Origin of the sequence: Chelatococcus sp. YT9, from assembly GCF_018398315.1 — a bacterium.
Lineage (GTDB): Bacteria > Pseudomonadota > Alphaproteobacteria > Rhizobiales > Beijerinckiaceae > Chelatococcus.
The window spans coordinates 198,547-219,865 of sequence record NZ_JAHBRW010000001.1 but is presented as its reverse complement, the minus strand read 5'-3'; the positions used below and the strand labels follow the sequence as shown (position 1 = coordinate 219,865).

Below are 21,319 nucleotides of genomic sequence, written 5' to 3'. Positions count from 1 at the left end.
TCATGCGCCCCTATGGGCCGCATCCCAAGCTCGCAGCGCCTCGGCGTCGCGCGGCGTCACGTCCGGATAGTCCGGATCGCTGCCGACGTCAGGCGAGATCTTCCACGAGCGGGCGCATTTGCGCCCCGGCGCAAGCCCGGGAACGACGACGACACCCGCCACATCATCAAGGCGAAAGCCGTCCGCGGGACCAACGCCGGAAATGACCTGAATCGCGGAGGTGATCGCGACCTCCGCGAGGTCGATGCCCTTGAGAGCGGCCATCAGCTCCGCATCCTCGATGAAGACGATGGGCGCGGCATCGAGGCTGGAGCCGATGCGCTTCTGGGCGCGCTCGATCTCGAGGGCCCCGGTGATCACGCGGCGGACACGGCGAATTTTATCCCACTTCGCCTTGAGGCTGTCGTGGCGCCAGTCCGGCGGGATCTGGGGGAAGAGCTCGAGGTGCACCGAGCCTTCCTCTGAGGGGAAGCGAGCCTGCCACGCCTCCTCGGCTGTGAACACGAGAATCGGTGCGAGCCAGGTCGTCACGCAGCGAAACACCTGATCGATAACGGTGAGCGCGCTCCGCCGCGTCACGCTGTTGGCCGGATCGCAATAGAGCGCATCCTTGCGCACGTCGAAGTAGAAGGCCGACAGGTCCGAGGTCATGAAGACCGAAAGCGCCGCGACGACGCGTTTGTAGTCGAAGGCCGCATAGGCTTTGCGGACCTCCTCGTCGAGCTCGGCGAGGCGGTGCAGGATCAGCCGCTCCAGTTCGGGCATCTGGCTGACCTGAACGAGGTCATGCCCCTTGAAGTGATGGAGCGTGCCGAGCATCCAGCGGATGGTATTGCGGAGCTTGCGGTAGTGGTCGACAACGCTCTTGATGATTTCGGGACCGATGCGCTGGTCGTCTGAATAGTCGACCGAGGCCGTCCACAGGCGCAGGATATCGGCGCCGGCGGTGCGGATGACATCCTGCGGCGCAACGGTGTTGCCGAGCGATTTGGACATCTTCCGGCCCTGCTCGTCGAGCGTGAAACCGTGCGTCAGCACGATGTCGAACGGCGCCCGACCACGCGTGCCGCAACTCTCCAGCAGTGAGGAGTGGAACCAGCCCCGGTGCTGGTCGGAGCCCTCAAGATACATGACCTTGTCATGTCCACCGTCGACGGCGCGGCGTGCCTTCAATTCCGGCCGTACCTCAAGCGTGAAGGCATGGGTCGAGCCTGATTCAAACCAGACGTCGAGGATGTCGTTCACCGGCGTCCAGTCCTCGATATTGTCGACGAAACCGTCGAGGAACCGGCGCGGATCGGCCGCGAACCAGGCATCGGCGCCTTCCGCGACGAAGGCCGCCGCGACGCGGTCCGACAGCTCCTTGTTGAATTTGAAGTCTGGTCCCGGCGCGAGGTCGATGACATTGCCCGCGGCATCCTCACGCATGAAGATGGCGATCGGCACGCCCCAGGCGCGCTGGCGCGAGATCACCCAGTCGGGCCTGTTCTGGATCATGCCATTGATGCGGTTCTCGCCCGTCTCCGGCACCCATTCGGTCGCGGCGATCGCGGTCAAGGCGCGCTGCCGCAAGGTGTCGCCGGGGCCGGCGATGTCCTTGTCCATGGCGATGAACCATTGCGGCGTATTGCGGAAGATGAGCGGGGCCTTGGAGCGCCAGGAATGCGGATACTGGTGCTTCAGGCGGCCGCGTGCGATCAGGGCGTTGGCGGCGACCAGCGCCTCGATGACCCGCTTGTTGGCGTCACCTTCCTTACCCTTGTCGTCGAGCACCCGCGCGCCGGCGAACAGCGGCACATGGGCATAATACGCGCCGTCCGGCCCGACCGTATGCGGCACGACCGACGTGCCGGCACGCTCGAATGTCGCGCGGTTGTTGATGAAGGTGATGTAGTCGTCGGCGCCATGCCCCGGCGCGGTGTGCACGAAGCCCGTACCGGCGTCGTCTGTGACGTAGTCGGCGGCAATGAGCGGCACGTCGAAGTCATAGCCTTGCCCGCGCAGAGGATGCGCGGCATGGATGCCGGCGAGCGTTTCAGCGCTGATGGCGCCGCGGCGCTCATAGGACTCGACCTTCGCTGCATTCAGCACCTCGGCCGCGAGCTTGTCGGCCAGGATGTAGCGGTCTCCAGGCTTGGCCCAGTTGCCTTCCGGGGCGGTCGTGACCTGGTAGAGGCCATAGGCGATGTTTTTCGAAAATGCGATGGCGCGGTTGGCGGGGATCGTCCAGGGCGTGGTCGTCCAGATGACCACCGAGGTGCCGACAAGCGCGGGGTCAGCGCTCGTGACGATTGGAAACTTCGCAAAGATCGTCGGAGACGTGTGTTCCTGATACTCGACCTCGGCCTCCGCGAGGGCCGTGCGCTCGACGATGGACCACATGACGGGCTTGGAGCCGCGATAGAGCTGGCCGCTCGCCGCGAATTTCATGACTTCGCAGGCGATCTGAGCCTCTGCGTCGAAGGTCATGGTTGCGTAAGGGTGGTCCCAGTCTCCTTCGACGCCGAGCCGTTTGAACTCCTCGCGCTGGACATCGAGCCAATGCTGGGCGAAGGCGCGGCATTCGCGACGGAATTCGATGATAGGCACGTCGTCCTTGTCGCGGCCCTTGGCGCGGTACTGCTCCTCGACCTTCCACTCGATAGGCAGACCGTGGCAGTCCCATCCGGGGACGTAATTGGCGTCGTGGTCGAGCATCTGCTGCGAACGCGTGACGAGATCCTTCAGGATCTTGTTCAGCGCGTGGCCGATGTGGATGTTGCCGTTCGCATAGGGGGGGCCGTCATGCAGGACGAAGCGCTTACGGTTCTTTCCAGCGGCACGCAGCTTCTTGAAGAGGCCGATGCGCGCCCAGCGCTCCAGAAATTCGGGCTCCCGCTGGGGCAACCCTGCGCGCATCGGGAAATCCGTCTGCGGCAGAAAAAGCGTCTCGGAATAGTCCCGCTGCGCGGAAGAGGGGGACGGGTCAGCGGGTGAAACAGGTGAATCGGTCATGAGCCTGGCCGGTTGAAGAATGCGCCCGTTGCATTACCGCAGAGGCGCTGAGCATGAAATCATAGCGGATGGGCTGTCCCAGCCCATGATAACCCGGACCTTCGCGAGGTGCGGCCCGGGAGGCGGATGCTCCAGAAGCCGTGCGCTCAGGCGAAAGCCGGGCTTTTAATTCGCCGCGTAGCAAGAAACCTGTCCATGCAAGGTCTTCTAGCAGCAGCCTCCGCCAGAATAAAGACCGTGCGGAAGCTTATCCCGGGGGCGCCGCAGCCCCGGCCCGTGGCACCCGATGGGGCGCGCAGTCTTTGGGCGGCGGTCTGGCCACGCTTGGCCTCAGGCGCCCTGTGAAGGCGTAAGCAACCGTTCACAATGCGACCTGAAATTCTCGAGATCCGTGCGAAGCTTCGTGACCCCGCGCGCCAGGCTCTCGCGGGTACGTGTCGTGTCCTCGGCTGTGCGCTCGACCAGGGCGAGCGTATCGCTGCGCTCACCGGCGCCAGCAGCGGCCGTTTCGATGGAACGGGCAATTTCCTGCGTCGCGGCGCTCTGTTGTCCGACCGCATCGGCGATGATCATGGTCATCCTGTCGATGGACGCGATGGTGCCGGTGATCGAGCCGATCGCAGCGACCGCCTGCGACGTCGCAGACTGCATCGAATTGATCTGCCCGCGGATGTCCTCGGTGGCTCGCGCGGTCTGGCTGGCGAGCGCCTTCACTTCCTGCGCCACGATTGCGAAGCCGCGGCCAGCCTCACCGGCACGCGCGGCCTCGATCGTGGCGTTGAGCGCCAGCAGGTTGGTCTGCTCGGCGATGGCTGTGATCAGCGTGACCACCTCACCGATCTTGGCGCTGGAACGGTCAAGCGCCCCGACAAGCGCGCTCGTTCCTTCGGCCTCGCGTACGGCGCGGGCGGCGATGTCGGAGCCTTGTGAAAGCTGCCGGCCGATTTCATTGATCGAGCTCGTGAGTTCCACGGCGGCCGCGGCCGCTGTCTGAACCCCATGCGTGGACAGGTGCGCGGAGCGCACGCTTTCGCGGATGCGCGCAATCGTCGTTTCGCAAATGTCGCTCGTTTCCTTGGAGGATGCATCGATGGAGCGGGCTGCTTCTGCGACGGCATTCGCCAAACGCGTCAGGCGCTCGACGCCGCGCGGATCAAGGCTGATGCGCTGCTCACGCGTTGCCGCTGCCTGCGCTTCGGTGAGCTTCGCGACGGCAGCCTTGGTGGAGAGCAATTCCTGACGCACGCGCTCCAACGCCTGCGACAGCCGCATTTCCTCACCGGATCTTGCGCTGTCCGGCACAGGGCTCGTCAGGTCGCCCTCGCCGAGTGCGACGAGCCTGGCCCCGAGGGTACTGAGGCCAGGAGACGCGGGAAGAGGCAGAAACAGGGAGATCAGGGCGAGAATGGCTGCGATTGGGAGCATCACGATCATCGAATCGACCGATAGAGCGCCCTCCAGACGACGCGCAATCGCCATCACAGCCGCGAACGCAACGAAAAGAATGCCAAAACGGACAACGAGCTCGCCGGGCGTGGCCTTTACAATTCGGGTCAGGGGCATTGGCAAAGCGACCGTCCGTTACAAGGATGGTCCATCTTACCGAACATGATTAAAAAAATGTGGAGAAATACCACTGTAGGACACTGTGGAGCTTATGAAAGCAGCCGCGTTCGTCCCGGGAACGAGACAGAAAGGCCGTCGCGCCTCTTAGGCGGATTCGTATCAGGCGGAATAGGGAGAATGGCAGGCGGAGCGGTCTGTCAGATCGGGTGGCATCAGTGAAGCGATCAGCGACGGAATTGCTCCGTCCGGATGGGCGATGTGACCGCGAGCGTCCTCTGAATCGCGGTTCATCTGGGCGATCAGCGCATTGACATCATCGAAGCGCTCCTCGCCCCGCAGCCACGCCACGAACTCGACGTCGATCAGCGCATCATAAAGATTGCCGGAAAAAGCGAAGAGATGAACTTCGAGCAACGCAGGCCCGTTGTCAAAGGTGGGGCGGCGTCCGAAGCTGGCGACGCCGTCAAATACTTCTTCGCCATGGCGCACACGAACGGCATAAATGCCATAGCGAAGGCCGAAGTCTTTCCAAAGATGCACGTTTGCGGTGGGGAAGCCGAGAAGCCGACCTCGCTTGTCGCCGTGCACGACTGTGCCGCTCACGAGCCAGCGGTAGCCGAGCATCTTGTTGGCCGAATTTATGTCGCCGCGCGCCAGCGCCTCACGGATCGCGGTGGAGGATACCCTGACGTTCTGATCCTCCCCATCACCGACCGCTGTCACCATGATGACCGGAATACCATGGTGTGCAGCGCGCTTGCTGAGAAAGTCCGGGGAGCCCTCGCGGCCGCGTCCGAAATGAAAGTCCCCGCCGATAACGATGCCGGCAGCGCCGATTTCGCTGATTAGCAATCGGTCGACGAACTCCTCGGCAGTCGTGGCCGCAAGCTTGTGATCGAAGGGAAGGACGATGGCGCCGGAGAGACCGAAATGGGCCATCAGGCGTTTCTTGAGCGGCAGCGGGGTGAGCGCGAACGCCGCCCGCTGCGGCGCGAAGAACAGGCTGGGATGCGGGTCAAAGGTGAGGGCGCTGGCCGGGCGGCCTCGGTCCTGCGCCAATTCAACCGCTGTGCGGATGACCGCCTGATGGCCCCTATGAATTCCGTCAAAGTTGCCGATGGCGAGAATTGGGCTCGCGAGACCTGCCGGCAGGGTGCTCGATCGCGTTACGAGAAATGGTGTATCTTGGGTCATGGTTCAGTCGCGATCAATCTTGGACAACGAATGCCGGCCGGCGTCGAACCCTGCCCCCATGCCCGTATCATGGTCAAGCGGCAGGTCGTCGTAAAACGTCCGGGTTCAAGCCGCACGCCCGCTCATTTCGGCGCCATGCGCTGGCGCAGCTTTGGGAGCGAGCCGTTTGATGTTTGTGCGCAGAGTAAAGATTTGGTTGCGTCCTACCACCATTTCTCTATTAACCGCGCTGGGGGCTGTGATCCGTTCAATGCGCTGGCACGGGCAAGAAGAATTGCGCTTCTTGCTCGGTCCCCGGTTTGGTTTGGATTGTTCCAGACCGCATGACGAATCCATTTGGAGCTGGCTGTGATGCTTGACTTTGCAATGCCGATTCTCATCGTCGATGATTTCCAGACGATGGTCCGCATTGTTCGAAATCTCCTCGAGCAGATTGGCTTTCATGACATTGACGAAGCGCCGAACGGGGAAAGCGCTTTGGCCAAGCTTAAACTCAAGCAATATGGACTGGTTATTTCCGATTGGAACATGGAGCCGATGAGTGGCTTCGAACTCGTCCAGCTTGTTCGGGCCAATCCCGCATTCGACAGCATGCGTTTCATCATGGTGACGGCTGAATCCAAGACGGAGAGCGTCATCGCGGCCAAGCGCGCCGGCGTCGACAACTATATTGTCAAACCCTTCAATGCCCAGATCTTGAAAGCAAAGATCGAAGCGACCTGCGGCATAGGTTGAGCAGTTCTCGGCCGCGAAAGTTGTCGAAGTCCCTCGTGTAATTTGACGTGCCTTGATTGTGTTTTAGCTGCAATCCGCTGGCGATTTTCTGCGGCTAAATAACTAAATGTGTCTGCGTATTGGCTTCCCGGCGATTCGGCCGGTCAGAGAACCTTGTCGCGGACAGATCTCGACGACAAGCGCCGGCGGGAGAGGCCGACTGGCTTATGGCCAGCCGAGCCAGGTTTCTTTAAACGGCGCCCCAGGGCCCGAGCCGCCATTCGCCTCACCAGCGCACCATATCGATCATCATCGCGGGATGATGGCTTTGTTCCATGATCCAGCGACCGAGCGCGGCCGTATCGAGGGCTCCAGCCGGGTCCGCAAACTCACGTGCATGGATGCCGCGGCTGACGAAAAGCGCATCAATGCCGATCGCAGCGGCGCCCGCGACATCAGTGCGGATGGCGTCGCCGACGGCGAGCACGCGACGAGCGTCGATCGGCGCTCCGCGGGCCGTTGATGCGAGCTCGAAGGCTGCATCATAGATCGGGCGATGCGGCTTGCCCGCGTAGGTAACCGTGCCGCCAAGTGCTTCGTAAAGTGCCGCCAGCGCGCCGGCGCAGTAAATGAGATGATGGCCGCGCTCGACGACGAGATCCGGATTGGCGCATATCATCGCCAGATCACGGGCCTGCATGGCCTCGAACTGCTCGCGGTAGTGCTCGGGCGTCTCGTGGTTGTCGTCGAACAGACCGGTGCATACGACGTAGCGTGCCTCCTCGACCGGCACGAGGCGCGCGTGCAGGCCCTGGAAAAGCGGCAGGTCGCGTTCAGGCCCCAAGTGAAAGAGCGGATCATTGCCATGCTGGGCAATGCTGCGCCGCGCAACATCACCCGAAGTGATGATGTCGTCATAGGCGTCTCGCCGGACCCCGAGGCTATCCAGGAGCGGCAATACTTCCTGGCCTGGACGCGGCGCGTTGGAGATGAGGATGACGGTGCCGCCTTTGCCGCGGAATCGGTTCAACGCGTCGCCGGTTGCGGCGAAAGCGCGCACGCCGTCGTGGAGGACCCCCCAGATATCGCATAGAATGACGTCATAGCGATCCGCGACCGAAGACAGGCCCTCGATCACTGGAATGGGCCCCACCGCGTCTGACATAATATCCCCTTCTGCATCGGCGCTTCAGTATAAAATTCCATGATCGAGCAACAGGAAGCCGGTGTGGCTCTCGTCGCAGCAGCGTAGTGTTGGAATTTGTCACGCCTAATACATCTCGGCTGCCGGTGCCATAGGCAAGGTCGAACCGGCTTGAGCAAAATCGCGTTTGAAGTTCCTTGATGCCGGTGTCATGAAGGGAGTTCAGCCCCGCTTCTCCTGGCTGCCGACTGGCCTTGCGAACGCAGATTGCGGGTGTTTAGCGGTGGTTACGTCACCCACGGAGCCTTTTCATGTCCTCTGCCTACGATCACGCCGGTCGATCGGCGTCTTCCACCCCGAACGACCTTGAAGCCTTCTGGATGCCCTTTACGGCGAACCGGTCGTTCAAGGCCAAGCCGCGCCTGGTCGTGAGTTCGAAGGACATCCATTACATCGCCAATGACGGCAGCAGGATCATTGACGGGTCGTCGGGCCTATGGTGCTGCAACGCCGGCCATAATCGCGATGCGATCATCGATGCCATCCAGAAGCAGGCGGCCGAGCTCGACTACGCGCCAAGCTTCCAATTCGGTCATCCAAAGGCCTTCACCCTGGCTGCCCGTCTCGCGGCGCTCGCGCCGGGCGATCTCGACCATGTGTTCTTCGCCAACTCTGGCTCGGAAGCCGTCGACACTGCGCTGAAGATCGCTTTGGCTTATTGGAACGTGCAAGGCAAGGGTGCGAAATCGCGCCTCATCGGCCGAGAGCGCGGTTATCACGGCGTCGGCTTCGGCGGCACAGCTGTTGGGGGCATCGTCGCTAACCGCAAGCTTTATGGCAATCTGCTCGCGGGTGTTGATCACATCAGCCACACCTACAACCGCGAAAAGCAGGCGTTCTCCCGCGGCGAGCCGGAGTGGGGCGCTCATCTCGCCGATGACCTCGAGCGTCTGGTCGCGCTTCACGATGCCTCGACCATTGCGGCCGTCATCGTCGAACCGATGGCGGGATCGACGGGCGCGCTGCCGCCGCCGAAGGGTTACCTGAAGCGCTTGCGCGAGATTTGCGACAAGCACGGCATCCTGCTGATCTTCGACGAGGTCATCACCGGGTTCGGTCGCCTGGGCGCAAGCTTCGCGGCCGAGCGTTTCGGCGTTGTGCCGGACATCATGACCTTTGCGAAGGGTGTTACCTCCGGCACTGTTCCGATGGGCGGCTGCTTCGTTCGCAAGGGCATCTATGAGGCATTCATGCAGGGCGGGCCGATGCATGCGATCGAGCTGACGCACGGTTACACCTATTCGGCTCATCCCTTGGCCTGCGCCGCGAGCCTCGCCACGCTCGACATCTATCGCGATGAAGGGCTGTTCGAAAGGGCCCGCGAGCTCGAACCCGTCTGGGCCGACGCCATCCACGGGCTGAAGGGTGAGCCCAACGTTGAGGACATCCGGTCGATCGGCCTAGTCGGCGCGATCGATCTCAAGCCGCGCGATGGCGCGCCGGGCACGCGAGGCTATGAGGCGCTGGACCGCGCGTTCCACGAGCATGGCCTGATGTTCCGCACCGCCGGCGATACAATCGCCCTGTCCCCGCCGCTGATTATCACCGAGAGCCAGATCGGCGAGATCGCCGACAAGCTAAAGGCCGTCATCCGCGCGGTCGCGTAAGCTGAATAAGGGACGGGGGTGTCCAGCGCGTCCCCGTTCCGTTCTCTCCGCTCGGTCCGAATTTCGTCACGTCTTTCCTTTAGAAAGCTCTATGCGTCGGTGGGGATGTACCGCGCATAACATGTGAGGAACGAGCGCGATGAATGAGCAGGAGAAGGACGTTATCGGCGGGATATTCGACCGCCTGCGGCAGGCCGAGAACCAGCCGCGCGATCCCGAGGCGGAAGCCTTCATTCGCGAGCGTATCGCCGCCCAGCCCAGCGCTCCTTATATCATGGCCCAGGTCGTGCATGTGCAGGAGCAGGCGCTCGCCAACCTGAGCGAGCGTGTCGCCACGCTTGAGGCCGAGCTCGCGGAAGCGCGCAATGCGCCGCAGGCTCAGCAGGCAGGCGGGTTTCTCTCCGGACTGTTCGGCGGCGGTGCGCCAGGCGCGCCGGCACGCGCCAGCGCGGCGCCCGCGGCGCCTGAGACTTTCCCGCGGCCCGGCGCGCGCCAGACGGAGACGGATTTCCAGGGCGCCCAACCCCCAGCCGGCCCCTGGGGTGGCGCGAACGCGCCGGGCTTCGGTGCGGGCGCGAATGGTCCCTGGGGGCAACGCATGGGTGGGGGCGGATTCCTGTCCTCGGCGCTGACCACAGCTGCTGGCGTCGCGGGCGGCCTCGTTGCCGGAAATCTCCTCGCCGATGCCTTCGGCCTTGGTTCGCACGGCCAGGCGAGCACTTCGGCAGATACCGCCTCGGCTGCCTCGACGCCGCAGGCCGATCCGGCCTCGGGGGCGGATACGAGGGATGACAGCCCTCAGGTGCAAGAGGCGAACTACGACGAGTCTGATTCCGCTGAGGATGATTACGACGCTGGGTACGACAACGGCGGCGACACCTCAGACTGGCTGTAGGCTCGGCCAGGGGCGCAGCGGGCTGCCGAAGGGGCTTTCGGCAGCCCGCCGGGGATGACACGGGCCGAGAACGGACCCTCCCAGGCCGTGTGGACAGTTGGTCACGTCAGCCTTGTCACAGTGTCGCGGTCATTCCGGGGCTTCGCATCAGCGAAGAGCCCGGAATCCATGAACACGGCGTTGGACAGGAAGACGGGTCGGGCCGGGCACCTTATTCGTTCCCCGTCGTGTTCATGGGTTCCGGGCTCGGGCCTTGCGGCCCGCCCCGCAATGACGGCGGAGGTTTACCGTGGCAACCGTCCACACAACCTCGTTGATTGTCGATCCGCCCTAGCTCACCACAACCCGCGTGCCGATACCCACCCGGTTGTAGAGATCGATGACGTCATCGTTCATCATCCGGATGCAGCCGGACGAGACAGCCCGGCCGATCGTATGCGGCTCATTCGTGCCGTGGATGCGGAATAAGGTGTTCCCGAGATAAAGCGCACGTGCGCCGAGTGGGTTGTTCGGGCCGCCGTCCATGTAGCGCGGCAGGTCGGGCCGGCGTTTGCGCATCTCCGCCGGTGGCCGCCATGAGGGCCATTCGCGCATCATGCTCACCGTCTCGCGTCCCTTCCATGTGAAGCCTTGCCGGCCGACGCCGATCCCATAGCGTATCGCCCGGCCACCGGGCTGGACGAGATAGAGATAGCGTGTGCGGGTGTCGACAATGATCGTGCCGGCCCGCTCTTTGCCGTCATAGGCGACTTCCTGGCGCTGAAGGCGGCCTGCAATCTCCGCCTGCGGCGCATAGCTGCGGCGGGCGTCGATGCCGTCCGGCGGCACATTCGCCGTTCGCATGCGGCGGCCATCGTAGCGTCTGCCCTGGCGAGAGCCGTAGTAGTCATCGCGCGCCGGACCATTCAGCGCATCGGCCAGGGGATCGCGCTGAATGGGCAGGTATTCGTCGCCATAATCCGCACGACCGGCTCGCGCGCCGCGGCCGGCCGGCGGGGCAGGCTGATAGAAGTACTCTGGCGCCTGGGTGCCGCTTTGTCGGCCGCCGGTCGCCAGGAATTCCAGGAAACCACCGCCAAGATTGCCGTTCGACCCGGAATAGCCTCCCTGCTGGGCGAGGGCGAGTGACGGCACAATGAGGCTCAATGTCAGCGCGACGGCTGGCAGAAGTTGGCGATGGCGCATCGGCTGTCCTCGTTTCGGATGTCCGCTTGGACAAGGATAGCGGGCCGAGTGGTGAATCCGCCCTTACTGATTTACCTTCTCTCATCGCCACACGGGCGAGAAATCGGCAACAAGGTTAGAGTATTCTTGCGCTGATGCGCGCAATCAACAATGCCATCAGGATAACTTTGCTTTGAGCCGCTGAAGGATAGCGGCACGAAGGCCTGCCACGTCGAGCCCAAGGATAAGGGCGGCGTAGATCGCGCCGCCGATCAGCGGACCGGCAACAAGCGCTACGGGCGCACTCGCGATGCCGCGCAGCGACCAAACTGCAGCGGCCATGAGGGCGGTGGCGCCGATGATGACCAGAACATCCTTCACCGGTGGGCGACCCGACAGCAACGGCAAGGCGAGCACGAAGGTGAGGCCCAGCGCCGCCAGCATGCCTCCCATCTGCGCCAGGGCGAAGCCGATCGGGCCGTAGAGGGCTGGCAGCACCGCCATCAGTGCGAGATTGACCGCAAGGCCGAAGCCGGCGGCGACGATGACGGGTCTCGTCCGCTTTTCTATCTGGAAGACAGGGTTGAGAGCGAACTGCAGCAGCGAGAAGGACAGAAGCGCCGGGATGAGCACGAGCGAATAGCGTGCGAACGGTCCCTGGAAATCGGATGGGATGAACAGGCTTTGAAACGGCGGTAGGAGCACGAAATAGCCGGCGGCCAGCGGCGCAAGGAAAGCCAGGATAATGACGAGATTTCGGGACACCTGCTGGTTTGCCGCCTCGCGACCATGCGTTTCGTCCGTGCGGACGGCGAGCTGGAACAGAAGGATGTCGACCGCCGAGCCCGCAACCGCGAAGATGCGGATGCCGAGGTCGGCGGCGAGCGAGAAATAGCCGGCTTCGGCGAAGCCGTAGTGTGAAGCCACCGCGCCGCGATTGAGGATCGTCATCAGCTGGAAAATGGCGTTCGCCCCGACGAGCGGCAGGCCATAGGCGAGAAAGCTCCGCGCCAACGCGGAGCGGGCCGCTCGCGGGCTGACCTCGGGATCCCTGAGGGCGACGCGACCGACGACAATGGCGATGAGCGAGCCGGCGGCAAAGCCGAGCGCGACGATCGTGGCATTCTCGAACATCATCGCGCTGCCGACCATCAAGATGAACAGCGCGACATTCTTGACGATCACGAGATGCGCGTAGCCGCGTTCCAGAAAGCGTGCGCGGGCGAGAGCCGTGTGGAAATCGAAGATCCCGATAGCCACGCACATTGCGGCGGTGGCGGCGATCAATCCTGGGGTGAAGCCGGTATCGATACCGGAGAGAATGACGAGCCCGGCCCCCAGGAAGACGACCAGCGCCATCATCCCGAAACTGGTTTCCAGGGTCGCGCGGACCGCAGGCTCCTCCCGCCGCGTCCGCTCGGAATAGAAGCGCGTGGCCGACAGCCGTAACCAGTCCAGACAAATCGTGTTGACGACGGTGGCGATCGCCGCGGCTATGGCATAGCGCCCAAACTCCGCGGGCCCCAGGAATTTGGCGACCAGGAGCCCGAGTAGAAAATTGAGGATGGAGTTGACGGCAAAGGTCAAGATGATCGTCATGCCGTCTTAATCCAAGCCTCGACTTCTGGAGCGTGGGCTGATCCGTGCGTCATTTGGACTGAGCGCGGCCCACGCCAGAGAAAAGACGCGTTTTGATGAATTTCATCTAAACGCGCCCGTCGTTTCCGGGGCTCAGGCGGGAGCCGAACTCATCGGCCGGCCTGTGGTCACCGGGCTGAAGATGCCGTCCGCGTGACGCTCCATGATGATGCGGCGGTCATGCAGCGCGTTCAGCGTGGAGCGATGGCCAATCGACACGACAGTCGTGTTGGGCAGCTTCTCGGCGATCACGGCGTAAACGGCCTTTTCGAGCGGCTCGTCGAGGGCCGCGGTCGCCTCGTCGAGAAGCAGCCAGTCAGGCTTGGCCAGCAGCGCGCGCGCGATGGCCAGACGCTGCTGTTCGCCGCCCGACAGGCGCTGCTGCCACGGATGCGCCTCGTCGAGCTGCGGAATGAGATGCGGCAATTGCACGGCGGCGAGTGCCTCACGGATGGCCGCGTCGTCATAAGCACCTTCCTGCGCCGGGTAGGTGACTGCCTCGCGAAGGGTGCCAAGCGGAATATAAGGCTGCTGCGGCAGGAGCATGAGCTTCTTTCCGGCCGGCACCGTCAGCTTGCCTTCCGCATAGGGCCAGATGCCGGCGATCGCCCGGAAAAGCGTTGATTTTCCGGAGCCCGAAGGGCCGGCGATCAACGTTTCACGGCCTTCCTCCAATGCGAGATGCGGCACGGTGAGGATCGTCTCCCCGGTGGGCGCCGAGAGGGTCGCGTTATCGACGACGAGGTCGCCGCTCGCGGTTTCGCTGCGGGCGAGCACATGAGTATCAGTGCCAACCACAGTCGCCCGCTCCATGGTCTCATCGAAGCCGGTGAGACGGTCGACGACCGCCTTGTAGGCAGCCATAGTGGAATAAGCATCGACGAAGAACGAAAGCGAATCCTGCACCTGCCCAAAGGCTTGGCTCGTCTGCATGAGGTCGCCGAAGGTCACACGGCCACTGAAATAATTATGTGCCGTCAAAAGAAATGGGAACACGATCGCCGCCTGCCCATACGTGGAGGTAAAGGCGGTGAGAATCTTTTGGACCCCGACGAGTTGTAGGAAGTTCTTGACCACGAAGCCAAATAGCCGGCCGAGATTACGACGCTCGGCTTGGTCGCCGCCTACTAGAGCGATCTGTTCACCATACTCTCGCACACGAGCCATGCCGAAGCGAAAGTCCGCCTCATAGCGCTGTTGCATGAAGTTGAGGTGGATCAGCTTGCGGCCAAAATAATGCGCGCCCGCGGTGCCGGCGATCGAATAGATAAGCGCCACCCAGAAAAGAAAGCCTGGAATGGTGATGTCCGTGAAGGGCAACGTCATCCTGGAGGAGAGATTCCAAAGGATGAAGGCAAAGGAAAACAGCGTGACGACCGATGTCAGCAATCCGAGGAAGAGCGTCATCGTCGTGGTAACGAACTGGTCGATGTCTTCCTGAATACGCTGATCTGGGTTGTCCGCCTTCTGACCCAGAAAGCGCATGCGATAGTGAGCGTTGTTACGCATCCAGCGGTCGAGGTAAAGATCCGTCATTACGCGTCGCCAGCGGATGACGAGATAGGAGCGCACGACATAGGCGATCACAGAGCGTGTCACCCAGACGGTCGCGAGAATGCAAAAAAAGCCCAGCAACCGCCAAAATGCGCTTTCGTCCTTGCCTTGCAGCGCGGTGTAGAAATTATTGTTCCAGTAGGACAGAACGACGTTGAGCGCGACACCACCCAGCGCAAGCAGGACGACGGTCGTCAGCATGAAGAGCCCGATCCAACGTTCCTGTGCGCGGAAGGTGCCGAGGGGCCAAACCCGAACTTCCCCGATTTCGCGGGAGTTGAAATAGGGCTTGGTGAGATGCCAGATGGCAAGAAGGAAGCTTTTCAATCCGTCGATCATGCCTGTGCCGGCCATGCACGGAAATGCATGGCCGATGTCCCCGTGTTTGGCGCGGCTGCGCGATGCCCGAACATAGTACTCGCCCAAATCGCTCCATCCGCCATGCCGTGTGGCGTGGCGGCGTCGCAACCCGACCCCCGCCATAGCTAGCGCGAAGATCGGAAGGCGACAATGTGCGACCTGCACTCTCGATTGGATTGCGAGTGCGTTAAGGATTTGTAATGGGTATCGCTGGCAGTCCGCGCCTTGCCGCGAGAAGCTAGACCAAGTCAGGCAGCGTCGGTGTCAGATCCACGATCGCGTCGACGTTCTTTTCAAAGTCGGCGAACGTCATGTTGTTAATCGTCACCTTGGCGCCGGATGGCGATGTAATCGTCACAGCCGTGTAATGGTATTCATCAGACAGATCCTCGTCATTCTCCCAGTCTTTAGCGTTTTCAACGACATGTTTATTGTCGGTAAAGCCAAAGGCATAGAGGTTGATCGTGTCGCCTTCGTTGAAGTAATCGATCCAAGCAAAATTCGTGTCATTTGTAGCTACAAAAACGTCGTATCCGTCGCCATAAAGAGTATTTACATTTCCGGTGAGTGGAACGATGTGGTTTCCGGCATAGAGTTCAATCACGTCAAATTCGCTCGACGGTATTTCGATAAGATCATCGCTCGCCACGAAAGTAGGTAAATCTCCCTCGAAGGTGGCGCGGCTAGGAATTTTACTGAGATTAAGCACCCTTATTACCTCAATTTTGATAATTAGTAGTGCCGTTATACATATATTCCCGTGCGACGTTTTGAGTGTCGCGCTTTCCGTATTGCCGTCAGCGCACAGCGGGTGACGTCCGTTCTTCTTGGACGGAGCCTTGGTCCAAAGTAACAGCTTTAGTATTCTTGAAAGCATAGGCCGGCCATAAGCATCGCTCGCATGGGCTTGGCTTTCTCGGCGGCGGTCAGGTCACCTCAGCGGGAGACCACGGCGCAAAAAAAGCGCGGCCGGAGCCGCGCTTTCTCGAAACGTCCTGTCGGCTTGGACAGGTTTGCCTGTCCAAGCTGGCTGATGAACGGGGCTTCCTTAGAAGTCCATGCCGCCCATGCCGCCGGCGCCACCGCCCATCGGCATGGCGGGCTTTTCCTTCGGCAGTTCGGCAACCATCGCCTCGGTGGTGACGAGGAGGCCGGCGACCGAGGCCGCGTCCTGGAGAGCCGTGCGGACAACCTTCGCCGGATCGACGATGCCGGCCTCGAGGAGGTCGACGTACTCTTCCGTCTGGGCGTTGAAGCCGAAGGTGGCCGACTTGTTGTCGAGGATCTTGCCGACGACGATCGAGCCTTCGACGCCCGCGTTCTCGACGATCTGGCGGATCGGGGCCTCAAGAGCCTTCAGAACGATATTGATGCCGGCCTGAACGTCGGCGTTGTCGTCCTTCAGCTTGCCGACGGCGGCCTTGGCGCGCAGCAGCGCGGTGCCACCACCGGGAACGATGCCTTCTTCCACCGCAGCGCGCGTGGCGTTGAGGGCGTCGTCGACGCGGTCCTTCTTCTCCTTAACCTCGATCTCGGTGGCGCCACCGACGCGGATGACGGCCACGCCGCCCGCCAGCTTGGCAAGACGCTCCTGGAGTTTCTCGCGGTCGTAGTCCGAGGTGGTCTCCTCGATCTGCGCCTTGATCTGGCCAACGCGGGCTTCGATGTCCTTCTTCTTGCCCGTGCCGTCGATGATCGTGGTGTTTTCCTTCTCGATGCGGATGCGCTTCGCGCGGCCGAGCATGTTGAGGGTCACGTTCTCGAGCTTGATGCCGATGTCTTCGGAGATGACCTGGCCGGCCGTGAGGATGGCGATATCCTCGAGCATGGCCTTGCGGCGGTCGCCGAAGCCCGGAGCCTTGACGGCGGCAACCTTGAGGCCACCACGGAGCTTGTTCACGACGAGCGTGGCGAGAGCCTCGCCTTCGACGTCCTCAGCGATGATGACGAGCGGCTTGCCGGACTGCACCACGGCCTCGAGGACCGGCAGCATGGCCTGGAGCGAGGAGAGCTTCTTCTCGTGGATGAGGATGTAGGGGTCCTCGAGCTCGGCGACCATCTTCTCCGCGTTGGTGATGAAGTACGGGGAGAGGTAGCCGCGGTCGAACTGCATGCCCTCGACGACGTCGAGCTCGGTCTCGGCGGTCTTGGCTTCCTCGACGGTGATGACACCCTCGTTGCCGACCTTCTGCATCGCATGGGCGATCATCTCGCCGATCGACTTGTCGCCGTTGGCGGAAATGGTGCCGACCTGCGCGACTTCCTCGGAAGACTTCACCTTCTTGGCGCGCTTCTCGATGTCCTTGAGGACTTCCGTCGTGGCAAGGTCGATGCCGCGCTTCAGATCCATCGGGTTCATGCCGGCGGCGACAGCCTTGGCGCCTTCCTTGACGATGGACTGGGCGAGCACGGTCGCGGTCGTCGTCCCGTCACCAGCCAGGTCGTTGGTCTTGGAGGCGACTTCGCGCACCATCTGGGCGCCCATGTTCTCGAACTTGTCGTCAAGCTCGATTTCCTTGGCGACGGTCACGCCGTCCTTCGTGATGCGCGGAGCGCCGAAGGACTTCTCGATGACAACGTTACGGCCCTTGGGACCCAGCGTTACCTTCACGGCGTTGGCGAGAATGTCGACACCGCGCAGCATCTTCTCGCGGGCGTCGGACGAAAATTTTACTTCCTTGGCAGCCATGGATAGCTCCTGAGCAAACCTGAATGTGGGGAAAGACGTTCTGGCCAAAGGCGACGGGAATGACGTCGCCGGTCGCTATGCGATTAGCCGATCACGCCCATGATGTCGGATTCCTTCATGATCAGGAGGTCCTGGCCATCGATCTTGACCTCGGTTCCCGACCATTTGCCAAACAGGACGCGGTCGCCCTTCTTGACGTCGAGGGCAACGAGCTTGCCGTTATCGTCGCGAGCGCCGGAGCCCACGGCCACGATCTCGCCCTCTTGCGGCTTTTCCTTCGCGGTGTCCGGAATGATGATGCCGCCCTTGGTCTTCTCTTCGCTGTCGAGACGGCGAACGACCACGCGGTCGTGCAGGGGACGGAAAGCCATGAATCTATTCCTCTCGGCAGACCCACCATGGATGGGGGGCTGAATTGTTGGGCTTGTTAGCACTCATTGTCGAGGAGTGCTAACGCGCCACCGAGATAAGCATGTCCCTGAGAGGAGTCAAGGAGCTGCGTAAGCTTCAAATGCGCGAAAAATGAGGAGCGATACAGACAAGGTTAAGGCAGGTCCTGCGTAGCGCCGGATTGTTGATGCACGCGCGTCATCCGGTGCAGCCTTGGCGTATTCTGCTCGCGAGCTGTTTGGAAGGGAGGCTCCGCGTCGCCCGAGACGGTGAAGGCGTTGGCGGGAAGCCGGAAAACCTGCCGCTGCAGAAAGAGAGGCCCTTACGGAATCCCGGGCGGGAGCCGTCCATCCTGGGAGAAGCGACGCGGGGCAATCCTCAAATCTTGGTCAGCCTCAGAGTGATCTCTCAGCCTTCACAACACCGGCCTGCCCCCGCAGCACGAGTTGCCCGCCGACGATGTCCCACTGCTGCGCCGTCCTCAAAGCAATGAAGAACGCCCGCTCCGCAGCCTCGATCTCCTTGCTGCACGACCGCTTCGTGAGCGCGAACGGGCCAACGGCGAAGGTCTGGCCCCGCAAGGGGTAGGCCGTGGCCGAGAAGGTATTGCAGCCGCCGAAACCACGCATGCGCAGCGTCTGGTCAACCGTGAAGGAAGGACGCGCCGCGCCACGTGGCAGGGGTTTGTCATTCAGGGTGACGGCCACCCAGGATGCCCCGAGGGGAAACTGCTTCTCGCGTCGAGGCTGCTGTTGCTTCGTTTCCTGGGGCTTCCCACCACGGGAGCCACCCTCCTGGGCCTGGGCGGGCACGACCGAGAGAAGGCAGAGGGCAATCAGAGCGTAGCGAAACTTCATGGATTCTTCCAACCAATCTCAGCCGGACCTTAGAGTATGATACCGCACAGGGAAAGCCGGTTTCAGGGGGTCTGAAACTCTATCCCATTGGAAATGATCAGGTTCATTGGTCCGATCACGTGTCCGTCATCAGCGGTTCGCCTCGTGCAAGCCTATTGCTGATCGCCGCATCTCATATTCCTCGTGTTGTTAACCATATCGGCCGCCAATCGCCAGAGGCAAAATGCAAGAGGCCGGCGCATCCAAGCCGGAAGGGGCCACACCTCCGTGGCGAAGACGTGGCATCTGGCAGGACGGATCGACGCAGCCCGTGCGAGCTAAGGCGTCAGCCGATTCGCGCAAACAGCCGGTCGGAGAGGGCGTTGGCGGCGCGGAAAACCGCATCCACGCGCTGCACCGTGACAGGATCGGCGCCTTTGGCAGAGAGCAGATCAACGACCGCGAAGACGTTCTTGACCGGCGCGTGGATTGTCACGAGCCCACGTTCATCCGGTCCGCCGAAGGGCAGGCGACAGCCAAGGCGGCTTTCGATCTCCACGTGAAGGGCCGCGTCGAAGTTCGGCAGCACGGCCCGCAACTGTCGCGATGTGCGCGCCTCTTCCTCGGCGGCGATGCGGGAGAGGATGGTGCGGGCGGCGGCCTGCGCCTCCAGGCTCCATTCGGCCGTCACTGACGCGACGAGATTGGCTTCCGAGCGCAGAATGACGCCATCATCGACGATCTTGAGAGCATTGGCGGCGAGGGTCGTGCCCGTCGTCGTGATGTCGACGATGAGCTCGGCGGTGCCGGAGGCCGGCGCGCCTTCCGTGGCGCCGAAGCTCTCGACGATCCGATAGTCGGCGATGCCGTGCTCGGCGAAGAATCGCCGCGTGAGATTGATGTATTTGGTCGCGACCCGCAGTCGCCGGCCATGGCGGTGGCGCAGGTCCGCCGCCACGTCGTCGAGGTCGGCCATGCTGCGCACGTCGATCCACGCCTGGGGTACGGCGACGACGACGTTAGCCTGGCCAAAGCCGAGCGGCGTGAGCAACTCAACGACGCTGTCCGCGTCGGAGATTTCCTCGCGGATCAGGTCTTCGCCCGTAACGCCGAGATGCGCCGTCCCAGCCGCGAGCTGCGTCACGATCTCGGCGGCGGACAGGAAGAGGACTTCCGCATTCGGCACGCCGGAAATCAACGCGCGGTAGTTGCGCGCGCCGCGTGGCTGCACGAATTCGAGGCCCGCCTGGGCGAAGAACCGGGCGGTATTTTCCTGCAAGCGCCCCTTTGAAGGGACGGCCAGAACGAGCGGCGCCGTCATGTCCGGTCTCCCGCGCTAGTGGATCGAGGCGCTCCGCCGCTGAGCCGGTCGAGCCAGATGGCGAAGCCGACAGCCGGGATCGGTTCGCTGGCGCCGAGATGGCTCAGCAAGCCGTCATAGCGGCCCCCGCCGACGATCGGTTTCGTTTCAGGGCGGCCGGGATCGTGCGCCTCGAAGATGAGGCCCGTGTAGTAATCGAGATTGCGGGCAAAATCAGCGGCGAAGACGAAGCTGCTGACATCGAGCCCACGCGCGGCCATGAAGCCCGTGCGCGCCTCGCATTGATCGAGCGCTGCGTCGAGGTCTAGGCCGGCGTCGCGGGTGAGCGCGCGGATCTCGCCGATAGCCGTGTCGGGATCGCCGGAAATGGCGAGATAGCGCTTCAGAATGTCACGAAGCTCGTCGCTGATCTGCGCATTGCGGCTGGAGGCGCGCGCCAGGAAGCGCTCGGCGATTTCGCCGGCCGAGCGGCCGCCGACGCTGGTCACGCCGGCGATCGCCATCACGTCCTCGACGAAGGCGCGGGCCGCCTGCGGATCTTGTCCTTCGATGGCGGTAAGCAGTCCCGCATGGTCCTGGCCATTGCGGCCGCTGCCATCCTCGCCATTGAGCACGGCTTCCAGCCGGCCCTGGACGACCGCCCGCAGCACGCGGCGGCGTACCGGCGGCGCGAGATCGAGCTTGTCGAGGAGCGCGGTGAGGAGGCCGACATCGCCCATCCGTATCACGGGATGAGTTATGCCGAGCGACGCCAGCGCCTCGAGAGCGAGCGCCATGATCTCAGCGTCTGCCGCTTCCGCGTCGGTCCGGCCGAAGGCCTCGACGCCGGCCTGCGGGAACTCGCCCGAGGTGCCGGCGCGCAGGCGGAACACCGGGCCGAGATAGCTGAAGGACGCCCGGCTCCCCGCCTCGGGCGAGGCGAGATAGTCGCGGCTGACGGGAATTGTGTAATCCGGGCGGAGGCAGAGCTCCCGGCCCGCGGCGTCCTGGGTGACGAACATATGCCGGCGGATGTCTTCGCCCGAAAGATCGAGGAAGACATCGACCGGCTGCAACACAGCCGGCTCGACCCGGCTGTAGCCGGCCCGTGCGAACAGCGCACCCAGCGCATTCGCCTGATCGAGTTCAAGCATGACGAAACCCATTCACCTTCACTGCAGGCGTCTTTAGCAAGCGCGCCTGTCACGCGCGAC

Annotated in this window: 16 protein-coding genes; 3 read left to right on the top strand and 13 right to left on the bottom strand. The window is 62.7% G+C overall.

Annotated features, from left to right (window positions below):
* The 3 genes from ileS to KIO76_RS00980 all read right to left on the bottom strand — a co-directional run bounded on the left by ileS (position 1) and on the right by KIO76_RS00980 (position 5,754).
* Complete coding sequence (gene ileS, locus KIO76_RS00990) at positions 1–2,994, bottom strand: isoleucine--tRNA ligase (protein ID WP_213321061.1); 2,994 nt, start codon at positions 2,992–2,994, stop codon at positions 1–3.
* Between the two features lie 330 nt (positions 2,995–3,324).
* The gene (locus tag KIO76_RS00985) at positions 3,325–4,557 is read right to left on the bottom strand and encodes a methyl-accepting chemotaxis protein (protein WP_213321060.1); all 1,233 of its coding nucleotides are present in this window, start codon (positions 4,555–4,557) and stop codon (positions 3,325–3,327) included.
* A 162-nt stretch (positions 4,558–4,719) separates the two neighbouring features.
* Positions 4,720–5,754 carry a bifunctional riboflavin kinase/FAD synthetase gene (locus KIO76_RS00980; protein ID WP_213321059.1) on the bottom strand — a complete coding sequence of 345 codons (1,035 nt, stop codon included), beginning with the start codon at positions 5,752–5,754 and terminating at the stop codon, positions 4,720–4,722.
* Between the two features lie 348 nt (positions 5,755–6,102).
* On the opposite strand from KIO76_RS00980, the gene KIO76_RS00975 reads away from it, so the two are divergent.
* Positions 6,103–6,489: a response regulator gene (locus tag KIO76_RS00975; protein ID WP_213321058.1), complete on the top strand. Its 387-nt coding sequence runs from the start codon at positions 6,103–6,105 to the stop codon at positions 6,487–6,489.
* A 265-nt stretch (positions 6,490–6,754) separates the two neighbouring features.
* On the opposite strand, the gene KIO76_RS00970 is transcribed toward KIO76_RS00975, so the two are convergent.
* Positions 6,755–7,633 (bottom strand): TIGR01459 family HAD-type hydrolase, encoded by an 879-nt coding sequence (locus KIO76_RS00970; RefSeq protein WP_213321057.1) that lies wholly within the window; start codon positions 7,631–7,633, stop codon positions 6,755–6,757.
* A gap of 290 nt (positions 7,634–7,923) precedes the next feature.
* Here KIO76_RS00970 and aptA point away from each other — a divergent pair, with 290 nt between their 5' ends.
* Together aptA and KIO76_RS00960 are read left to right on the top strand one after the other, a co-directional pair.
* The gene (gene aptA / locus KIO76_RS00965) at positions 7,924–9,279 is read left to right on the top strand and encodes an omega-aminotransferase AptA (RefSeq protein ID WP_213321056.1); all 1,356 of its coding nucleotides are present in this window, start codon (positions 7,924–7,926) and stop codon (positions 9,277–9,279) included.
* Positions 9,280–9,418: 139 nt separating this feature from the next.
* A complete protein-coding gene (locus tag KIO76_RS00960) occupies positions 9,419–10,174 on the top strand; it encodes a DUF2076 domain-containing protein (protein WP_213321055.1) in 756 nt (251 codons plus the stop codon).
* A gap of 330 nt (positions 10,175–10,504) precedes the next feature.
* On the opposite strand, the gene KIO76_RS00955 is transcribed toward KIO76_RS00960, so the two are convergent.
* The 9 genes from KIO76_RS00955 to KIO76_RS00915 form a co-directional block, all read right to left on the bottom strand.
* A complete protein-coding gene (locus KIO76_RS00955; RefSeq protein WP_213321054.1) occupies positions 10,505–11,359 on the bottom strand; it encodes a L,D-transpeptidase in 855 nt (284 codons plus the stop codon).
* Positions 11,360–11,515: 156 nt separating this feature from the next.
* The gene (locus KIO76_RS00950) at positions 11,516–12,937 is read right to left on the bottom strand and encodes a lipopolysaccharide biosynthesis protein (RefSeq protein WP_213321053.1); all 1,422 of its coding nucleotides are present in this window, start codon (positions 12,935–12,937) and stop codon (positions 11,516–11,518) included.
* 132 nt (positions 12,938–13,069) lie between these two features.
* A complete protein-coding gene (locus KIO76_RS00945) occupies positions 13,070–14,884 on the bottom strand; it encodes an ABC transporter ATP-binding protein/permease (protein ID WP_249729427.1) in 1,815 nt (604 codons plus the stop codon).
* Between the two features lie 244 nt (positions 14,885–15,128).
* On the bottom strand, positions 15,129–15,599 hold the full coding sequence (locus KIO76_RS00940; RefSeq protein ID WP_213321052.1) for a hypothetical protein: 471 nt from the start codon (positions 15,597–15,599) through the stop codon (positions 15,129–15,131).
* 339 nt (positions 15,600–15,938) lie between these two features.
* Positions 15,939–17,579: a chaperonin GroEL gene (gene groL / locus KIO76_RS00935; protein WP_213321051.1), complete on the bottom strand. Its 1,641-nt coding sequence runs from the start codon at positions 17,577–17,579 to the stop codon at positions 15,939–15,941.
* Between the two features lie 83 nt (positions 17,580–17,662).
* Entirely contained in the window at positions 17,663–17,950 is a 288-nt protein-coding gene (gene groES, locus KIO76_RS00930; protein ID WP_213321050.1) for a co-chaperone GroES, read from the bottom strand.
* A gap of 414 nt (positions 17,951–18,364) precedes the next feature.
* Entirely contained in the window at positions 18,365–18,826 is a 462-nt protein-coding gene (locus KIO76_RS00925) for an META domain-containing protein (RefSeq protein ID WP_213321049.1), read from the bottom strand.
* A 325-nt stretch (positions 18,827–19,151) separates the two neighbouring features.
* Positions 19,152–20,126 (bottom strand): ATP phosphoribosyltransferase, encoded by a 975-nt coding sequence (gene hisG, locus KIO76_RS00920; protein ID WP_213321048.1) that lies wholly within the window; start codon positions 20,124–20,126, stop codon positions 19,152–19,154.
* On the bottom strand, positions 20,123–21,271 hold the full coding sequence (locus KIO76_RS00915) for an ATP phosphoribosyltransferase regulatory subunit (protein ID WP_213321047.1): 1,149 nt from the start codon (positions 21,269–21,271) through the stop codon (positions 20,123–20,125). Before KIO76_RS00915 ends, hisG begins: the two co-directional genes overlap by 4 nt.
* Positions 21,272–21,319 lie beyond the last annotated feature (48 nt).